15 protein-coding genes are annotated in these 17,176 nt (G+C 53.1%); all 15 read right to left on the bottom strand.

Going from position 1 to position 17,176, the window contains the following annotated elements:
• Positions 1-17: 17 nt before the first annotated feature.
• The 15 genes from AB1690_11000 to mraZ all read right to left on the bottom strand — a co-directional run bounded on the left by AB1690_11000 (position 18) and on the right by mraZ (position 17,102).
• Positions 18-821: a flagellin gene (locus AB1690_11000; protein ID MEW6015840.1), complete on the bottom strand. Its 804-nt coding sequence runs from the start codon at positions 819-821 to the stop codon at positions 18-20.
• Positions 822-1,013: 192 nt separating this feature from the next.
• Positions 1,014-2,192 (bottom strand): cell division protein FtsZ, encoded by a 1,179-nt coding sequence (gene ftsZ / locus AB1690_10995; GenBank protein MEW6015839.1) that lies wholly within the window; start codon positions 2,190-2,192, stop codon positions 1,014-1,016.
• Positions 2,193-2,213: 21 nt separating this feature from the next.
• Positions 2,214-3,437, bottom strand: coding sequence for a cell division protein FtsA (gene ftsA / locus AB1690_10990; protein ID MEW6015838.1), 1,224 nt, complete (start codon positions 3,435-3,437; stop codon positions 2,214-2,216).
• A complete protein-coding gene (locus tag AB1690_10985; GenBank protein ID MEW6015837.1) occupies positions 3,416-4,156 on the bottom strand; it encodes a cell division protein FtsQ/DivIB in 741 nt (246 codons plus the stop codon). Before AB1690_10985 ends, ftsA begins: the two co-directional genes overlap by 22 nt.
• Positions 4,153-5,526 (bottom strand): UDP-N-acetylmuramate--L-alanine ligase, encoded by a 1,374-nt coding sequence (murC, locus tag AB1690_10980; GenBank protein MEW6015836.1) that lies wholly within the window; start codon positions 5,524-5,526, stop codon positions 4,153-4,155. The genes AB1690_10985 and murC overlap by 4 nt, the downstream gene beginning before the upstream one ends.
• A gap of 53 nt (positions 5,527-5,579) precedes the next feature.
• A complete protein-coding gene (gene murG, locus AB1690_10975) occupies positions 5,580-6,695 on the bottom strand; it encodes an undecaprenyldiphospho-muramoylpentapeptide beta-N-acetylglucosaminyltransferase (protein ID MEW6015835.1) in 1,116 nt (371 codons plus the stop codon).
• Positions 6,692-7,771: a putative lipid II flippase FtsW gene (gene ftsW, locus AB1690_10970; GenBank protein MEW6015834.1), complete on the bottom strand. Its 1,080-nt coding sequence runs from the start codon at positions 7,769-7,771 to the stop codon at positions 6,692-6,694. The genes murG and ftsW overlap by 4 nt, the downstream gene beginning before the upstream one ends.
• Before the next feature lie 2 nt (positions 7,772-7,773).
• Positions 7,774-9,168: a UDP-N-acetylmuramoyl-L-alanine--D-glutamate ligase gene (gene murD, locus AB1690_10965; GenBank protein ID MEW6015833.1), complete on the bottom strand. Its 1,395-nt coding sequence runs from the start codon at positions 9,166-9,168 to the stop codon at positions 7,774-7,776.
• The gene (gene mraY, locus AB1690_10960; GenBank protein MEW6015832.1) at positions 9,165-10,253 is read right to left on the bottom strand and encodes a phospho-N-acetylmuramoyl-pentapeptide-transferase; all 1,089 of its coding nucleotides are present in this window, start codon (positions 10,251-10,253) and stop codon (positions 9,165-9,167) included. Before mraY ends, murD begins: the two co-directional genes overlap by 4 nt.
• Before the next feature lies 1 nt (position 10,254).
• Positions 10,255-11,667: a UDP-N-acetylmuramoyl-tripeptide--D-alanyl-D-alanine ligase gene (gene murF, locus AB1690_10955; protein ID MEW6015831.1), complete on the bottom strand. Its 1,413-nt coding sequence runs from the start codon at positions 11,665-11,667 to the stop codon at positions 10,255-10,257.
• Positions 11,668-11,674: 7 nt separating this feature from the next.
• Positions 11,675-13,141: a UDP-N-acetylmuramoyl-L-alanyl-D-glutamate--2,6-diaminopimelate ligase gene (locus AB1690_10950; GenBank protein ID MEW6015830.1), complete on the bottom strand. Its 1,467-nt coding sequence runs from the start codon at positions 13,139-13,141 to the stop codon at positions 11,675-11,677.
• Entirely contained in the window at positions 13,113-15,188 is a 2,076-nt protein-coding gene (locus AB1690_10945) for a penicillin-binding transpeptidase domain-containing protein (protein MEW6015829.1), read from the bottom strand. Before AB1690_10945 ends, AB1690_10950 begins: the two co-directional genes overlap by 29 nt.
• A gap of 55 nt (positions 15,189-15,243) precedes the next feature.
• Positions 15,244-15,708: a hypothetical protein gene (locus AB1690_10940; protein ID MEW6015828.1), complete on the bottom strand. Its 465-nt coding sequence runs from the start codon at positions 15,706-15,708 to the stop codon at positions 15,244-15,246.
• A gap of 4 nt (positions 15,709-15,712) precedes the next feature.
• Positions 15,713-16,657: a 16S rRNA (cytosine(1402)-N(4))-methyltransferase RsmH gene (gene rsmH / locus AB1690_10935; GenBank protein ID MEW6015827.1), complete on the bottom strand. Its 945-nt coding sequence runs from the start codon at positions 16,655-16,657 to the stop codon at positions 15,713-15,715.
• Positions 16,635-17,102, bottom strand: a complete 468-nt coding sequence (gene mraZ, locus AB1690_10930) for a division/cell wall cluster transcriptional repressor MraZ (GenBank protein MEW6015826.1) — start codon at positions 17,100-17,102, stop codon at positions 16,635-16,637. The genes rsmH and mraZ overlap by 23 nt, the downstream gene beginning before the upstream one ends.
• Between the last annotated feature and the right edge of the window lie 74 nt (positions 17,103-17,176).

Here is a 17,176-nt window from a genome sequence, read left to right as displayed (position 1 = left end):
GACTTCTTCGGGAAATTTCACGACAGCAATTTCAGCACTGTCTGCGAAGAGAGATTCTGATGCGACAAAAGCGACATCGCCGACTGCACCACTAATCTATTCCTCAGAAAGGTGGAATACTCCGTTATAAAATCGAGGTCCCGTATCTGCGATTCCGACGCTGTCAGATTCTGGACTTCGATCCGAAGGTTTGCCAGACGGCTTTCCAGGTCGTTTTTTTGAGTCGCCCCGATTTCAATAAGTGACGCATCCACGCGGGATATTTCGATATCGATAGCATTGAGCGCCGCCTGGGCATCTTCCGGGCTGGAAAGGTCCACCGGCGCCATTGGCGCCACCAGCGCCACCGAACCGAGGGAGCCATCGAGAAGATTTTGCGTTCCGAAGGATGTATTCTGAATTATGCGGTTATAGTTTTGCACGATATTGTCCGCCTCGGCCTGATATGCTCGAATGATGTTCTCATCGTTGTATCCGCCGTTGGCGGCGGCAACCGCCAGTGAGCGAAGTTCGGTCAGCTGCTGGCGCAACTCCAGCGCGGCGGAATCGGCCGTCTGATATTTGTTAATCGTGATGGTGGTATTCTCGATTTCCTGATTCAGCGAAGCAATGCGGGCGCGCATCTGCTCCGAGATGACTAATCCGGCCGGGTCATCCGAGGCGCGGTTGATTCGGTAACCCGAAGAGAGTTTTTCCATCGATTTGAGCATTGCGCCATACGCCCGGTTGAGGTTTAACGTTATGAAGTTAGCCCCGATATTATTGGAGATACGAAAGCCCATTTTGCCTCCCTGAAGCAAAAGTGTAATCTGCCAGGGCATTTCAGCGCAAGCCCTGTGCCTGCCAGGCAGATAGATATCTGCTTGCGCACCAGCGACTTATCGGCAGCGCCATCTGACTGCACCAATAAATTTATGGGGAAATTCCCACATTTTATGGAAAAATTTGGACCGCCGGCCGGGTAACGTGACCGGCGGTCCTGGTGTGGAGGAACCGAGTGGGCTTATTTTTTTCTATTCGTCAATCTTGCGAATATATGCCGGTATCTGACGGTCAATCTCCTGGAAAGAGGGCATCTTTCCTCGTCCGTTTCCGCCATTTCCTCCCGCCGCCTTCCTCATCGGGAAAGTGGACGCCTCGGGAAACAGCGACATCACTTTCGCCGGCTGTGAAGAGACGACAGTCTCTTTCTCTTCCGCCGGAAGCGCTTCCTGAACTTCTCCACCGAAGCCGGTGGCGATGACCGTAACTCGTACCTGGTCTTTGAGAGTCTGGTCGACGACCGTCCCGACAATCAGGTTCGCCTCGGAGCCGGTCGCCTGGTAGATGACCGACATGACGGAGTTGACCTCAAAGAGGGTCAAATCTTCTCCGCCGGCAATATTGACCAGCGCCGCTTTGGCGCCGGTGATAGAGACTTTATCCAGCAGCGGCGAGGAGAGCGCCTGCTGCGCCGCCAGTTCGGCGCGGTTTTCGCCCGAGGCAACGCCGGTGCACATCAGCGTCCCTCCTTTCTCCAGCATCACGGTGCGGACATCGGCAAAATCGCAATTTATCAATCCCGGGACAGTAATCAGTTCGGCAATGCCGCGGGTTGCCTGCTGGAGCACCTCATCGGCGACCGCAAAGGCTTTATTGACCGGAGTTGCTTTATCAACCACAGCCAGAAGTTTTTCATTTTCGATAACGATAATATTATCCGCCGCTTCTTTTAATTCACGGATGCCGCGGTCGGCGTTTCCTTTGCGGCGCAGACCTTCGCACATAAAGGGCCTGGTGACAATGGCCACCGTGAGAGCGCCATGCTGACGAGCCAGTTCGGCGACAATCGGGCTGGCTCCGGTGCCGGTGCCGCCGCCCATTCCGGCCGCGACAAAAACCATATCAGCCCCGGCAAGAGCCTCTTTTATCTCTTCCTGGTCTTCTTCCGCCGCCCGTTTGCCGATATCCGGATTGGCGCCGGCGCCAAGACCTTTGGTCAGACGTTTCCCAATCTGAATCTTCTTTTCGGCGCGGTTGGTCTCCAGCACCTGGGCGTCGGTATTGAGAGCGATGAAGTCAACTCCCGACAGCCCCGACTCAATCATCCGATTGATGGCGTTGCCGCCGGCTCCTCCAACTCCCACTACCTTGATTTTGGCGCAGACATCAAAACTCTCGTCAAAATCAAATTTCAATCTCTCGTTACTCATCGGTTCATCCTCCATGATTTATCAAAAATTTCCAGTAAACCAATTTTCTATCTTTTTGAAGAAACCGCGCAACTTGCCCCCTCCGGCGTCATGCCCGTCGCCATGCTTGAAGCCATACATCACCAGCCCGACCGCTGTCGAGAATTCCGGAGTGGCGATATTTTCCGGCAAACCTTCAATTCCGCTGGGAACCCCCAGTTTTGCCGGCATATCAAAAATCTGCTCGGCCAGTTCCACCGTGCCGGGAAGCAGCGCGCCGCCGCCGGTCAGTACAATCCCGGCCGCTAACGATTCCGGCGGATTTGATTTCTTGATTTCCCGCGCCGCCAGGGAGAGAATCTCCTCCATCCGCGGCTCGATTATAGACGCCAGAACATTGCGCGAGATACTACGCGGCGCCCGCCCGGTAATTCCGGAGACTTCCATCATCTCTTCCGGGTCAACCAGCGAGGTCAATGCCGCTCCGTACACCAGTTTCAGTCTTTCCGCCTGCTCCACCGCGGTGCGCAGTCCAATAGTTATATCGTTGGTGACAATCTTCCCACCCAGAGGAACCACACCCGAATGACGAATGGAGCCGTCATAGAAAACCGCGATATCGGTTATGTCGCCGCCGATATCAATCAGAATCACCCCCATCTCCTGCTCGGCGCTTCCGATTACGGCATGCGACGACGCCAGCGATTGCAGCACCAGATGGTCAACCTTTATTTCGCATCGCTCCAGGGAACGGAAAATATTTTTTGCCGATGTGACGGCGGCCGTGACGATATGCACATCAACTTCCAGGCGAACACCGTTCATCCCTATCGGATTTTTTATGCCGCTCTGCTCATCGATTGTGTACTGCTGGGGAAGAACATGAATTATTTCCCGGTCGGCCGGAATGGCAACCGCGCTTGCCGCCTCGATCGCTTTCTTGACATCGCTCTCCTTGATTTCATTATCGGAGCGGGAGACGGCAATAACTCCCTGGCTGTTGATAGATTTAATATGGTCGCCGGCTATTCCGGCGACTGCCGATTCCACCCGGGCGCCGGCCATCAGCTCGGCATCTTCTACCGCCTTCGATACCGATTGCACCGTCTTTTCCATATTGACCACCACACCCCGCCGCAATCCCTCCGCCGCCGTCGCGCCATACCCAAGAAACACCGGCATGCCGCGTTCGTCGCTCTCCGCTATCAAAGCGCGGATTCTGGTCGTACCGATATCAAGACCGGTTATGATTTTTGTTTCGGACATTCTTTTCTCTTGGCTATGATTTGTTCCTGCGAACGCAGGTCGATATATATTATCTCCTTTAATTCCTTTTGCGCCAGGGAGAGGAAATGCGGCAGCCTCGCCAGCGCTTTTGCCAATCGTCCCGGATAGGTAATCACCGGAAACGGCAACCCGTCGATATAAACCACTACAGAATCCGCCGGCGACAGATGGATGGTCGAAATATTTTCATACAACTCATTCCCCTGCGCCCGCAATTCAATAAGCTGCTCCAGAAGAATTGTGAAATTGCTGTCGCTGACCGTTTCGTAAAGTCTGAGATTCTTCAATCCCGTTACCAGCGGGAATGACATCAGGCTTTCCTCCCTTGCATAGGGGATGACCCGGCCTCTATGGTCGATTCCCAGAAGCGCCTTCCGGTCGTCGCCGAAAGCCAGCACCGTGGGGACAGCATTTTTAATTTCAATTTTCACCGCCCCGGGCAATTGGTATTTCATTTCTACCCGGCTGACTTTGCGCCCGTCGCATAGAAAAGTAAGGGATTCATCAACGGGCAGAGAGAGAAGGTTCTGTCCCGCGCGAAGGGGAATCTTCTCCAGCGAAGCCTGATATTCGGGAGGTTCAATAGTAACCGTCTTCAGAATAAAAAATCCGGTATAATAGGCATACGCCACCGTCCCGACCATAGTAATCGTCAGTAGCAGGAGAATGAAGAACGGCTTGCGGACTCGGAAGGTCATCGTTTCTCCAGGGCATTGATTATTTCCGGATTAATCCGGGTGATGCTTCCGGCGCCGATAGTCAGTACCATATCCCCGGGGCGCACTATTTTCAACAATTCCGGCACACCGTTTTCTTTGGGACCGATATAGCGAATATTTTCATACCCACGCTGCCGGGCGTAATCGGAAATCATTTCCGCCGTGACCCCCTCCATCGGCTTTTCGCGGGCCGGATAGATATCGACAAGAAAGGCAAAATCGGCTTTCTGAAGCGCTTCCGCAAACTCCCGATAGAATTGCTTGGTGCGGCTGAAAAGATGCGGCTGGAAAATGGCGATTACCCGCCGGTTAAAACTGCGGGCGGTTTCCAGGGTGGCTGAAATTTCGGTCGGATGGTGGGCATAATCATCCACCACCATGACATTGTTGACTTCCGCTTTTATTTCGAAACGCCGTTCCACCGTGCGGAAGAGCGACAGGGCTTCCACAATAATCTCGGTCGGAATTTCCAGCTCCGATGCCGCGGCGATGGCGCCGACCGCATTTTGCACATTATGTCTTCCGGGAATGTTGAGCGTGAAGAGCCCCAAACGCTCTCCCCGCTTGAATACCGTGAAGCGGGATTTCCCCTCTTTGAGCACGATGTCGGTCGCCTGATAGTCGGCGTCGGGCGAAAATCCATAACTCACTGAAGCCCGGGTAATTTTGTGACGCAGACGCGTCAGAGTCGGGTCATCTATGCAGTAAATCACCAGACCGTAAAAGGGAACCCGATTCATATAGGTCAAAAAGGAGTTCTCCAGGTCATCCATTCCGTCGTAACTGCTGAGATGGTCAGGTTCGATATTGGTCACCAGCGCCATCGAGGGAAACATCGACAGGAAGGAGCGGTCATATTCATCCGCTTCCGCGACCAGATAGTCACCCGCACCCAGCGATGCGCCGGAACCGGTGCCGGCGACAATCCCCCCCACAATCACGGTCGGGTCAAAGTGAGCCTCATAAAGAATTTTCCCTACCATTGACGTTGTAGTAGTTTTGCCATGAGTGCCTGCGATGCCGACGGAGTATTTAAGGCGCATCAGTTCGCCCAGCATCTCGGCCCGCTTGATAACTGGAATGCCGCGCCGCCGCGCTTCAATTACTTCCGGGTTGTCGTTGCTGACGGCGGAGGAGATTACCACTACATTGGCGGTGCCGATATTATGTCCCTCATGACCGGTGTAAATATCGATGCCGACTTTCTGAAGATGCAGGCCTACTTCGCCGGGCGCCAGGTCGGAGCCGCTCACCTTGTAACCGAGATTATGCAGGATTTCGGCGATGCCGGACATGCCGGCGCCGCAAATCCCGACAAAGAATAACTCTCTGAATTTTCCAAAAATCATTTTCTTGCCTTCAAATTTTGGTTTTGCCGTAACAATTGACTTCACGTCTCACCTCAGGAGATATTCAAGAGTGTCATTATTTCATCAACAATAAGGTCGGCGGCGGGCTTGGTCCTTCTTGCCCGCAGCGACACCACCGCCGTTTTCATACCGTCGTTTCGCCCCGATTTGAATATATTGACCGCTTCTTCCAGAAGATTCTTCTCTTGGAGTTGACAGTCTTCAATAATAATGGAGGCGCCCTCTCTTTCCATCGGCAGCGCATTTTTCCGCTGATGGTCTCCGGCGGCGTGAGGGTACGGCACCAGAAGCGACGGCAAACCGGCGGCAATAATTTCCGCCAGAGTAAGGGCGCCGGCCCGGGCGATAACTAAATCGGCGGCGGCATACCCGTATTCGATGCGGTCAGTAAAAGCAAAAAGGGAGCGGCCCGGAACCTTGCCGCCCGCGGATGCGGCCACATCCTTGTAGTCCCTTTCGCCTGTTTGCCAGATGAGATGAATATCCTCCGGCAGCTTATCAATATGCCGCATGATATTCCGATTTATCGCTGTCGCCCCCTGACTCCCGCCAAGAATCAGGATGACTCTCTTGCCGGGTTGAATCCCAAAATACTTCCGCCCCTCTTCGGGCGGGATAGTTCCTATTACCTCTTTTATTGGATTGCCGGTTTCCACCATTTTGGCTTTAGCGGGAAGATATTTTGATGCCTCGCCGAATCCGAGGAAAACCCGGTCCACCATTCCTGCCAGTTTTCGGGTGGTTACGCCGGGGAAAGAATTCTGCTCCTGAATCACCCGTCTTTTCCCCATAATGATGGCGGCAATAAGCACCGGTCCCATAACATATCCGCCGCTACCGATAACAATGTCGGGATGAAAGCGGGCGATGATAAGCATTGATTTGGCAATCGCCCCGACCAGTAGAAATGGCACCAGAAGATTGACCAGGGTCAACCGCCGCGCCATCCCTCGTACATTTATCAATTCCAGAGGATAACCCAGTTTCTCCTTCATTCGGAACTCCAGACCCCGTTTGGTTCCGCAGAAAAGAATCTCCGGCGGCAGATTACTTGAGGAGCGTTGTTTCAATTTGTCGGCGAGCGCCAGCGCCGGGAAGAGATGTCCTCCGGTACCGCCGCCGGCAAATATCACTCTAAGCGGCTTCATCGGGCAATCACTCCTTTCCGGCGGGAGAGGTTCAGAAGGATGGCGATAGAAGCTATCGAGACAAGCAAAGCGGTACCGCCATAAGAAATCAGTGGAAGCGGAATTCCGGTGGTCGGCAGCAGGGTGGTCACCACCCCGATATTGATCATTACGGCAATCATGATGGAAGCGGTCACCCCCATCGCCAGGAGGAATCCAAAGCGGTCCGGTTGATAGAGGGCGATATGAATTCCCCTCCAGACTATTACTGCAAACAACAGCAATATGATACAAAGGCCGATAAAGCCGAATTCTTCACCAATACTGGCATAGATAAAATCAGTATAAGGGTACGGCAGGAAGAACATTTTCTGTCTGCCGTTGCCGAGTCCTGCGCCGTACAGACCGCCCGCTCCCATGGCGAGAATCGCCTGCTTCACCTGGAAACTGCCCGCCAGCGGGTCCTGTATCGCCGAGAGATAATCCAGCACGCGCGCCTTTTTGTAGCCGTAGACAAAAATCAGAAAAGTGGCGACCGCCCCCAGCGGCACCGTAAACAACGCCAGATGATACAGCCGCATGCCGGCAAGAAAGAGTATTACTATTACCGTCGCGGTGATTGTCAGCGCCGAGCCTAAACCAGGTTCAAAGATAATGAGAAGAATTCCGGTACCGATAAGCGGGGCGTAGGGGAAAACCAGCTGCCGCCAGTCTTCAATATTGCGCTTCTTCTGTGACAGCGAGAATGCCAGATAATAGATGATAGCCAGCTTGAACAGCTCCGATGGCTGCAGAGTGAAGGGGCCAATAATTATCCAGCGATGGGCGTCATTTCGACTGGGGAAAGCAAATACCGCCGCCAGCAGGGCAATACAGACAAAGACTATCGGCACCGAATAAGGGGAAAGACGTTTCAAATCGAGGCGGATAACCACCAGGGCAATAAGAATCCCCAGCAGCAAGAATATCGCCTGCTTATAAAGAAAATGAAACTGGGAGCCGAAAGATTCCTTGGCGATAAGAGACGACGCCGAGAAAACTGTTACCAGTCCGATTATCACCAGAAAAACCGCCGCGTAGAGAAGAATCTTATCCATGGTTATTTGGCTCCAATTCGGTGCGAGGCGGAATGATTATTCTTAAGCGAATGGACAATCTGCTTGAAAGTCTCCCCCCGGTGCTCGAAATTCTCGAACATATCAAAACTGGAGCAGGCGGGAGAGAGCAGCACCGTTTCGCCGGGAGAGGCCGCTTCAAAAGCCTTCTTCACCGCCTCTTCCATGCTGGCGGCGAACTGCACCGGGAAGTGACGTCCCAGAGCATCGAACATTTTCTCGCGCGCTTCCCCGATTAGAATTATCTCTTTGATTTTTCCCCGTCCGGCATCGACTATCGGTTGATAACTTCCTCCCTTATCCCGCCCTCCGGCGATGAGGCAGATAGGAGTTTTAATAGAGCGCAGGGCAAAACAGACCGAATCGACATTGGTCGCCTTGGAGTCATTGATAAATTTTATGCCGGCAACCGCGCCGACATCTTCCAAACGATGCGGCACGCCGGGGAAAGAGCGGAGGGCGGCGGCGATTTTTTCGGGTGCGAGACCGAGAAGTAATCCCGCCAGCGAAGCGGCCGCGGCATTCTGAAGGTTGTGCGGTCCCGGAATCCGAATCTGTTTGATGTCGATGATTTCTGTTTCCTTGCCGCCCACCATGCCGACCAGCGACTCTCCCCTCTGGAAGACCCCGGTCGGCAAAGTGCGGGCGGTCGAAAAATATATCTTCTGCGCTCTGGTGCCGATATGATTGCGGTCTATGACGGCGTCATCGGCATTGAGAATCAGATAGTCGGTTGGCGCCTGGTTCTCAGCGATTCGATATTTGGCTTTCTTGTAGTCGTCAAAGCCGTCATACCGGTCCAGATGGTCGGGAGTGAGATTGAGAATCATGGCGATATGCGGCGCAAACTCCTCAATCGTTTCCAGTTGGAAATTGGAGACTTCGACCACGGCAAAGCCATCGGCAGGAATATCCAGGACCACCTCGGCAAACGGCTTTCCGATATTCCCGCAGACAATATTGTTGAGTCCGCCGCTGGTCAGCACCTCGCCGGTCAGACTGGTGGTGGTGGTTTTGCCATTGGAGCCGGTGATAGCGATAATTTTCCCGCGGCAGAACCAGGATGCCAGTTCTATCTCGGAAAAAATCGGTATACCGGCGGCATCGAGCTGGCCGATAATCGGTATCTGTCGCGGGATACCCGGGGAGAGAATCACGAAGTCTGATTTGAGAAGCCGTTCGGTATGCCCGCCGGTCTCGTACGAAATCTCCTGTTCCTTGAGAAGAGCGATTTCCTTTGACAGTTGCTCCTCGGTTTTGACATCGGAGACAAAGGGTAACCCTCCCAACTTCTTGATTAACTTTGCCGCCGCCAGTCCAGAGCGGGCCATCCCGATAATGCCGATTTTCCTGCCTTTTACGCGGTCTTTTGTGGTCATCTGATTTTCAACGTCGAAAGTGTTAAAAGGGCAAAGAGGGCGCCTATAATCCAGAAACGAATGACCACTTTCGATTCGGGCCATCCGAGCAATTCGAAATGATGATGCAACGGCGCCATCTTGAAAACTCTCTTACCGCCTCTATATCGATATGATAAAACCTGTATTACAACCGACAGTGCCTCTATTACAAAGACCCCGCCGACAATCACCAGTATCAGCTCTTTCTTAATCAGAACCGCGATCGCTCCCAGCGCTCCTCCCAGCGCCAGGGCGCCGGTGTCCCCCATAAAAACCTCGGCCGGATGAGAATTAAACCAGAGAAAGCCTATCGCCGCGCCCAATGCCGCGCCGCAATAAACCGCCATCTCCCCCGCGCCCGGTATATATTCAATCTGAAGATAATTGGAGAAGTCGGCGCGCCCGGTTACATAAGTCAGTCCGGTAAACGCCACAAAGCAGATACCGGAAAGGCCGATCGCCAGGCCATCAAGTCCGTCCGACAGATTCACGCCATTGGAAAACCCGGTAATGACCAGCGCCACAAAAGGGATATAAAGTATCCCCAGATTCAGAATATAATTTTTCAGAAACGGTATGCCGGTGGTGCCGTCAAAACTGGGATTGGGGGGAAGAAAGGTCAGCACCAGTCCAAAGACAAGCCCTAGCGATAACTGTCCAATCAGTTTCTTGCGCGCCACCATCCCTTTCGGCTGATGTTTTACCGCCTTGAGATAATCATCCATGAAGCCGATTAAGCCCAGCCAGAAAGTCGTAAGGAGAATCATAAGGATGAAGTAATTGGTCATGTCGGCCCAGAGGACGGTCGGAATGATGATGGCGGTCAGAATGATTATTCCCCCCATGGTCGGCGTTCCTTCCTTCGCCAGATGTGTCTGCGGTCCGTCGGTGCGGATTTTCTCTTTAATCTGGAATTTCCGCAAAAGACGGATGAAGTAGGGACCGAGAAAGAGCGTAATCAGAATGGCGGTGATGGTAGCGGCGGCGGTGCGGAAGGTGATATATCGGAAGAGATTGAATCCCGAAACATACCCGACCAGGCTAGTGAATAAGAAGTAGAGCATATCAGTTCTGCCGAAAGGCGCTTCCCTTAAGAAGGGTTATCAACTTTTCCAGTCCGATACCGCGGGAGGCTTTCAAATAGACAATGTCTCCCCTCCTGACATTGTCTATCAGAAAATCTCCCGCCTGTTCGGTTTTTTCAAAATGAATGATATTTTCTTTGTTAAAACCGGCCTCTATCGCCCCGGAGACGATTTCCCGAGACTGCGGTCCCACGGCAAGCGCCAGGTCAAATTTCAATGTCCCGAGCAGCCGGCCGATTTCGGTATGATATTGCGCTGATTTCTCCCCCAATTCCAGCATGTCGCCGACGATAACAACAGAACGGCGCTTTGCCAGAGTCGGATGGCTCATATAATGGTGAAAGGAGCGGAGACCTGATTTCATCGAAACCGGATTGGCATTGTAACAGTCGGATATAATAGTCACGCCGTTGATACTCTCGATTTCACCACGATAGGGAGCAAAACGGTAATCTATCCGGTCGAGGTCGGCAGGTGAAATTTCGATGCCGAGGACTCTGGAGACAGCGTATCCGGCGAGAAGATTATATGCCTGGTGCTCTCCGAAGAGAGGGACTTTAATGAGATGCCGCTCAATCTCGACCAGAGGAAAACCATCCTCCGAAATTCCGGCCGGTCGCGCCATGAAATCGGCCTGATTCTTTATGCCGTAGGTGATAAATTTCCGTTTTCTCTTTGATGCCGCCTGCATTACCGGCTCAGAATCGGCGTTCAATACAACCGGTTTGTCATCGCTCATAAAATCAACCAGCTCAAATTTGGCGGCGGCGACATTCTCCACCGTGCCGAGCGTTTCCAGATGAGTCGGTCCCACGTTGGTTATAAGCGCCAGGTCCGGCTCGGCAATTGCCGCCAGCCCGGTCATCTCCTTTGGCAGCGAAATCCCCAATTCGAAAACCGCATATTTCGTGTCCGACGGCATGGCAAAAATCGCCAGCGGCAGACCGTACAGATTGTTCAGATTCCCCTGTGAGCGGTAACTGCTCTTGAAGCGGGAGGCAATCATCGCATAGACAAATTCTTTAGTCGTCGTTTTGCCGTTGGAGCCGGTCACGGCAATGACAAAGCACTTCAGGCGGCGGCGGTAGCCGCGAGCCAGCTCTATCATAGCCCGATGAGTATCTTCAACCGCCACGACCGGTATATCGTTGTAAATTTCAGGAAGGGCTTCATATCCGCGGCGGACGAGCAGCCCTACTCCCGGAATATTCATAATATTCCGAATATAATTATGTCCGTCATCCCGTGTCCCCCGGATGGCAATAAATAACTGCCTTTCCGCCACGGCGCGACTGTCAATGGCAACACCGCGGAAATGGGCCGCGCCGAATTTGCCATTCATCAGCTCTCCCTGCACTTCCTGTGCCAGTGTCTTGTAGTCCAAACTAATCACCCGTCAATCATCCCTTGAATCCTATTTCCGCCAGAGCGGCGGTTGCCTCCGTGGTATCATCATAAGGAAATTTCTGCGCGCCAATTTCCTGATAGTCTTCGGCTCCTTTGCCGGCGAGAAGAATGGTATCGCCTGGCTGCGCCATCTTGACAACTTTCCGAATTGCTTCCCGTCGGTCCGGCACAACCACGTAATTGTCGCCGTTCAAGCCGGGAAGAATATCCTCAATGATTTTCATCGGGTCTTCGGTGCGGGGATTATCGGAAGTCACCACGGCAAAGTCGGAATGCCGTGTTGCCGCTTTGCCCATTATCGGTCGTTTCCCTTTGTCCCGGTCGCCGCCGCAACCAAAGAGGATTATCAAGCGGCCGCGCGTTATTTCCCGGGCGGAAAGACAGAGGCGCTCGATGGCGTCGGGAGTATGCGCATAATCGACCAGAATGGAGAAAGGCTGTCCGGCGATAATTGGGCGGAACCGTCCCGGTACCGGCTCCAGAGTCTCCAGGGCTGCTGCAATCGTTGCCGTCGGAATGCCCAGCGCAAACGCCGCCGCGGCGGCACCCGCCATATTGGCAAGGTTGTACCGTCCTAATAGACGGGTCGAAATTTTAGCGGTACCGGACGGCATCAGCAATTCGAAAGTAGAATGATTTGCCGTAAGGTTCGCATCATGAATCAAAATGTCGGCCTTTTCTCCCGCCGCCGAGTAGGTTATTACCCGGCATTCGGCATCAGGAATAAAAGCGACATATTCCGGAACATCCCGATTGATAACCACGACCTTATTCTCTCCCCTCAGTTTCTTCAAGAATAACTTTTTTGCCGCCAGGTATTCTTCCATCGTGTTATGAAAATCAAGGTGGTCGCGGCTGAAATTGGTGTAGAGGCCAACCTTGAAATCGATATTTTCAACGCGATGAAGCACCAGTGCGTGTGAAGAGACCTCCAGTGAGGCATGGGTGCATCCGGCTTCCTTCATCTCATACAGATACCGCTGCATATCAAGCGACTCAGGAGTGGTCCGGTCCGCTTTGTATTGCCGCAAACCGGTATCGTAGGTCAGGGAATTTATCATACCGGTCTTCTTACCGGCTTTTTCCAGGATATGCCGGATAGCCGCCACCGATGTGCTCTTGCCGTTGGTGCCGGTCGTCCCGACAGACTCCAGCTGATGTCCGGGAAAGCCGTAGAATGCGGCGGCGATATCCGACAGGGCTTGGCGAACAGATGCGGCAACCAGTACCGGTATCTGAAGATTGACAGGCGAATCGGAGAGGACGGCAACGGCGCCGCTGGCGATAGCCTGCTCGATGAATTTGCGGCCATCGGACTTGAACCCCGGGACTGCCGCAAAGAGCATCCCGGGCTGAACTCTTCGGGAGTCGTACTCAATACCGCTGATAACGATATCATCCCGACCGAGCAGTTGCACTTCGCGAACCGACTTAATTAGATTTTTCAGTAGAATCCGCATCCATTATTCCCTTGCCGCAAATCAGGAGAAAGCGGGTGCTGTCCGACAGGATTTCTCCCGGAGGCGGCTCATGCCGCACCACCATTCCATCTCCTTCGATATCATATTCATACCCCAGGAAGTCCAGAAAAGAGACCGCCGTTCGCAGGTTTAGACCGGTCAAATCAGCCATCACCAGAGAATCAGCGTCATGACACTCTACTCCCACCGCCACTTTTCCTCCGCCGGCGATTTTCCGACCGGCAGGAGGAAACTGCCAGGCAATTACCCCGCGGGTCGCATTCATAACCAGTTCCAGACCCCGTTTTTTTGCCAAGCTCAACGCCTGGGTGACCTCGTGTCCCACAAAATCCGGTATAGACTGGAACTCCGGCGCAGATGGCGCCGCAATGATTTTGTTGTCAGGCTTAAACTGCTCGATTCGGGTATTAGAATACCGCTCCGCGATCTGTTTAAAAATCGGTCCGGCAGTGTACCCTCCATAATGAATCGGTTCCGGTTCGTGTAAAATCACTACTCCGGCGACGCGGGGGGATTCGTACGGGAAGAAGCCGAGAAAGGAGGCGACAAACTTGTTTTTCTTGTAGCCGCCCGAGATAGTGTCTACCACCTCGGCCGTTCCGGTTTTGCCGGCGATAGTAACGATTTCCGATTTGACCGGTCGGGCGGTTCCGGTATCGACCACGCCCTTCATATAGGAGCGGAGTATCTCGGCGCTGGAGGCTTTCATCACGGTAGCGATTTTTTCAATTTCCGCCTGCTCAAGAATCTTGCCGTCGTGAGTAGTAATCGCCTTGATGATTTTGGGGCGGTAAAGAGTTCCGCCGTTGGCGATAGCGGCGACGGCATTGGCAAGTTGCAGCGCCGTTACAGAAATTGAATGCCCGATAGAGAGAGCGGCAATATTGTATTCCGCCGGTTTCGGCTTTTTCTTTTTGCTTGTCTCTATTTTCTGCCCCGGCGCCCGTTGCGGATGATTGATAACGCCAGCTTCTTCGCCGGGCAGTCCCACATAATATCTTTGACCGAAACCGAATCGGCGGGCGGTTTCGTATAGCCGGTCGGCGCCCAGACGCAGCGCCAGTTTAGCGGTACCGATATTGCTGGAGCGTTCGATAATTTCCCGCAGATTGAGAAGCCCATGCTTCTTGTCGTCGCGCAGAAGCCGCCCATTCACTTTCCAGACGCCGTTTTCGCAATTGATTCGCTCGGAAAGGTCAACCAGGTTCTCATCCAGAAGCGCCGCAGCGGTGAAGACTTTGAACACGGAACCGGGCTCAAACCTGTTGCTGATGGCGCGCAGTTTGACGGCATCATTCTTGCCGCTGGCGACAAAATCGGCCGCGGCAAGAATCTCACCGGTATGACAATCGATAAACAGCGCATTTCCTTCCAGCGCCTGGTACTTCTCAACCCCTTTTTTCAGTTCATCCTCAACTATTTCCTGCAGATTCCAGTCAACGGTCAGAGTAATCGATTTCCCCGGCACCGGCGGAATCTGCGACAGATGCCGCAGCCGATAGGTGTTGCGCTGCCCGTCCCGAAGGTATTCGGAGTAGCCGGGGCGACCGGCAAGCAGGGTATCAAAACTGAACTCCATACCGGCAACCCCCTTGCCGTCAATATTGGTCCACCCCAGCAACTGTTTGCCGACGCCCAGATAAGGATAGCTGCGGCCGATACAGGGGTCTATATAAAGACCGCGCACCGTATCTTTTTCAACCTGTTTGGCTAGCGAGTCAGGAAACCGTCTCTCCAGCCAGGCGAATTTTTTCGGCTCAAGAGAATAAGTCCGGCGGGAATGACTCCGCGGTTTTCCCAGAAGGGATTCAAGATAGGTATGAATACGGTTTATCTCAGTGGTATTCTCGGCATGAGCAAAAAGCGAGTATTTCTGGACATTGATTGCCAGTTCCCGTCCAAAACGGTCGTAGATAACTCCCCGCGGCGCCGGTATCTCGCGGCGTCCGGTGCTCTGGCGAAGGGCAATCTCGCTGTAGTTATCGCCATAAACTAACTGAATTTTGACCAGCCGAAAAACTAACAATCCAAAAACGACCGTTGCCAAAAGGCAAAAGAGAATAAGCCGGGGTTTCCTGAACTCAGTGGTCATTGCTGTCGAAGATTTTCAATGTTTCCGCCTTGCTTTCAGTAACAATGGGAAGATGTTCGGCAAGATTTTGAAGAGTAAAGAGCACATTGTCGATTCCTTCCCTCTTTTCCTGAGGCTTTTCTATAACTATTGTAAAAATGTTCTCGGCGTTGGTTCTCTGCAGTCCCAGTTTCTCCGCAGCCAAAGGCTCAATACGGGAAACTCGGGACAGCTCGGTTATTTCGCTGGAAGTCTTCTTGATGAGGTCGTTGAGCCGACCGGTTTCATTTTCAAGCAAACCGTTTTCTCTTTCCAGAGAAAGAACGTAGTTGCGCTGCCAGATATGCAGGCAGGCGAAAATCATAAGAAGCGTCAATGAAAGCGCCGGCACCACGGCCCGGGAGGCGATGAGACGTTTCGCGAAAGACTTGCTGAAACGGCCGGTCGCCTGATATCTGGTAACGGAATAGTCCATATCGCTATAGTTTCTCCACGGCGCGGAGACGGGCCGACTGGGCGCGACGGTTTACGCTGATTTCTTCACTTGACGGTTTTACCGCTTTCCTGGTGAGCAGCCGGACAGTCGCTTTATGACCGCATACGCAGACCGGAATCCGAGGCGGGCAGAGGCAGTCGCGGGATTCCTGGGCGAAAAAGCGCTTGACTCTTCTATCCTCCAGCGAGTGATAGGAAATCACCACGGCGCGCCCTCCGGAGCGAAGTGCCCGAAGCATTTTGGGAAGAACTGTTTCGAGCTCCTCCAGTTCCCGATTGACCTCTATTCGCAAAGCCTGAAAGAGCCGCGCCAGGGAAGCATTCATATCCCGGGGAGGCAGATGCGGCTTGAGGATTGCCACCAGCTGGAGAGTGGTCATAATCTTCTGCCTGGCGCGCGCCTCATGAACGACGCGGGCAAGCCGCGCCGCCCGTCTCTCCTCGCCATATTCCCGGAAAATATTGGCTAATCTCGCTTCAGAATATTCGTTGACCACTCCCGCCGCGGTCAAATTGGCTCGGGAATCCATCCTCATATCCAGCGGTCCATCTTTCATAAAAGAAAATCCGCGGCCGGCGGTATCAATCTGATGAGAGGAAAGCCCCAAATCGATCAGGATACCGTCAACTTCTTTGATGCCGACCATGGCGAGCAGTTCGTCCAAACGTCCAAAGGTTGAATTTTTTAATTCTATTTTCAGTGAAAGAGATTTCAGATTTTCCCGGGCGGCTAAAAGCGCCTCGGGGTCGCGGTCAATGCCGAGAATGACGGCCGACGGTTGCAGCCGCTCCGCCAGCAATCGCAGGTGTCCTCCCCCGCCACAAGTCAAATCAACATAGATGCCATCGGGGCGAGTGAGAAGTAAGTTCACCGCCTCATCAGCCAAAACCGGGCGATGAAAAAATTCATTCCTGCTGCCGGTCGTCAATGTCAAAGAGCTTTTCGGCTACCTCTTCATAACTCTGGCCATATCCGGCTACATAATTCCTATGGATTTCAGGGTCCCAAAACTCGACCCAGCGGTAAGCCCCTATGACAAGAACGTCCCTCTTGAGTGAGGCTTCCTTCTGAAGGTGTGAAGGGATTAAGAGCCTTCCCTGACGATCCAAAGAAACCTGGACGGCCATGGAGTGAAGCAGGCGGGTAAAAAATCTAAAATCTCTTCGGGTAAAACTAACTGTATCCAGCCGTCGCTGAATCAGCTCCCATTGCTTATAGGGATATAAGGCGAGACAGTTATCCAGTCCCTTGGTCAGTATAAATGAATCCGGCTCCGTCTCTCCGGTCTGTACCGATGGCCGCAAACGCGAAGGAAGAGAGATTCTCCCCTTCTCGTCCATCACCACATTGAATTGACCAAAGAAGCCATCCACCGGATTTCCTCCACCTTAATTCCCACTTCCTACCACAGTACACCAAAATTTCCCCCAAGATGCGAAATTTTAGA

This window comes from Candidatus Zixiibacteriota bacterium, assembly GCA_040753495.1.
Classification (GTDB): Bacteria; Zixibacteria; MSB-5A5; order GN15; family PGXB01; genus DYGG01.
Note: the sequence above shows the minus strand (reverse complement) of the source record. Positions and strands in the feature narration are given on the sequence as shown.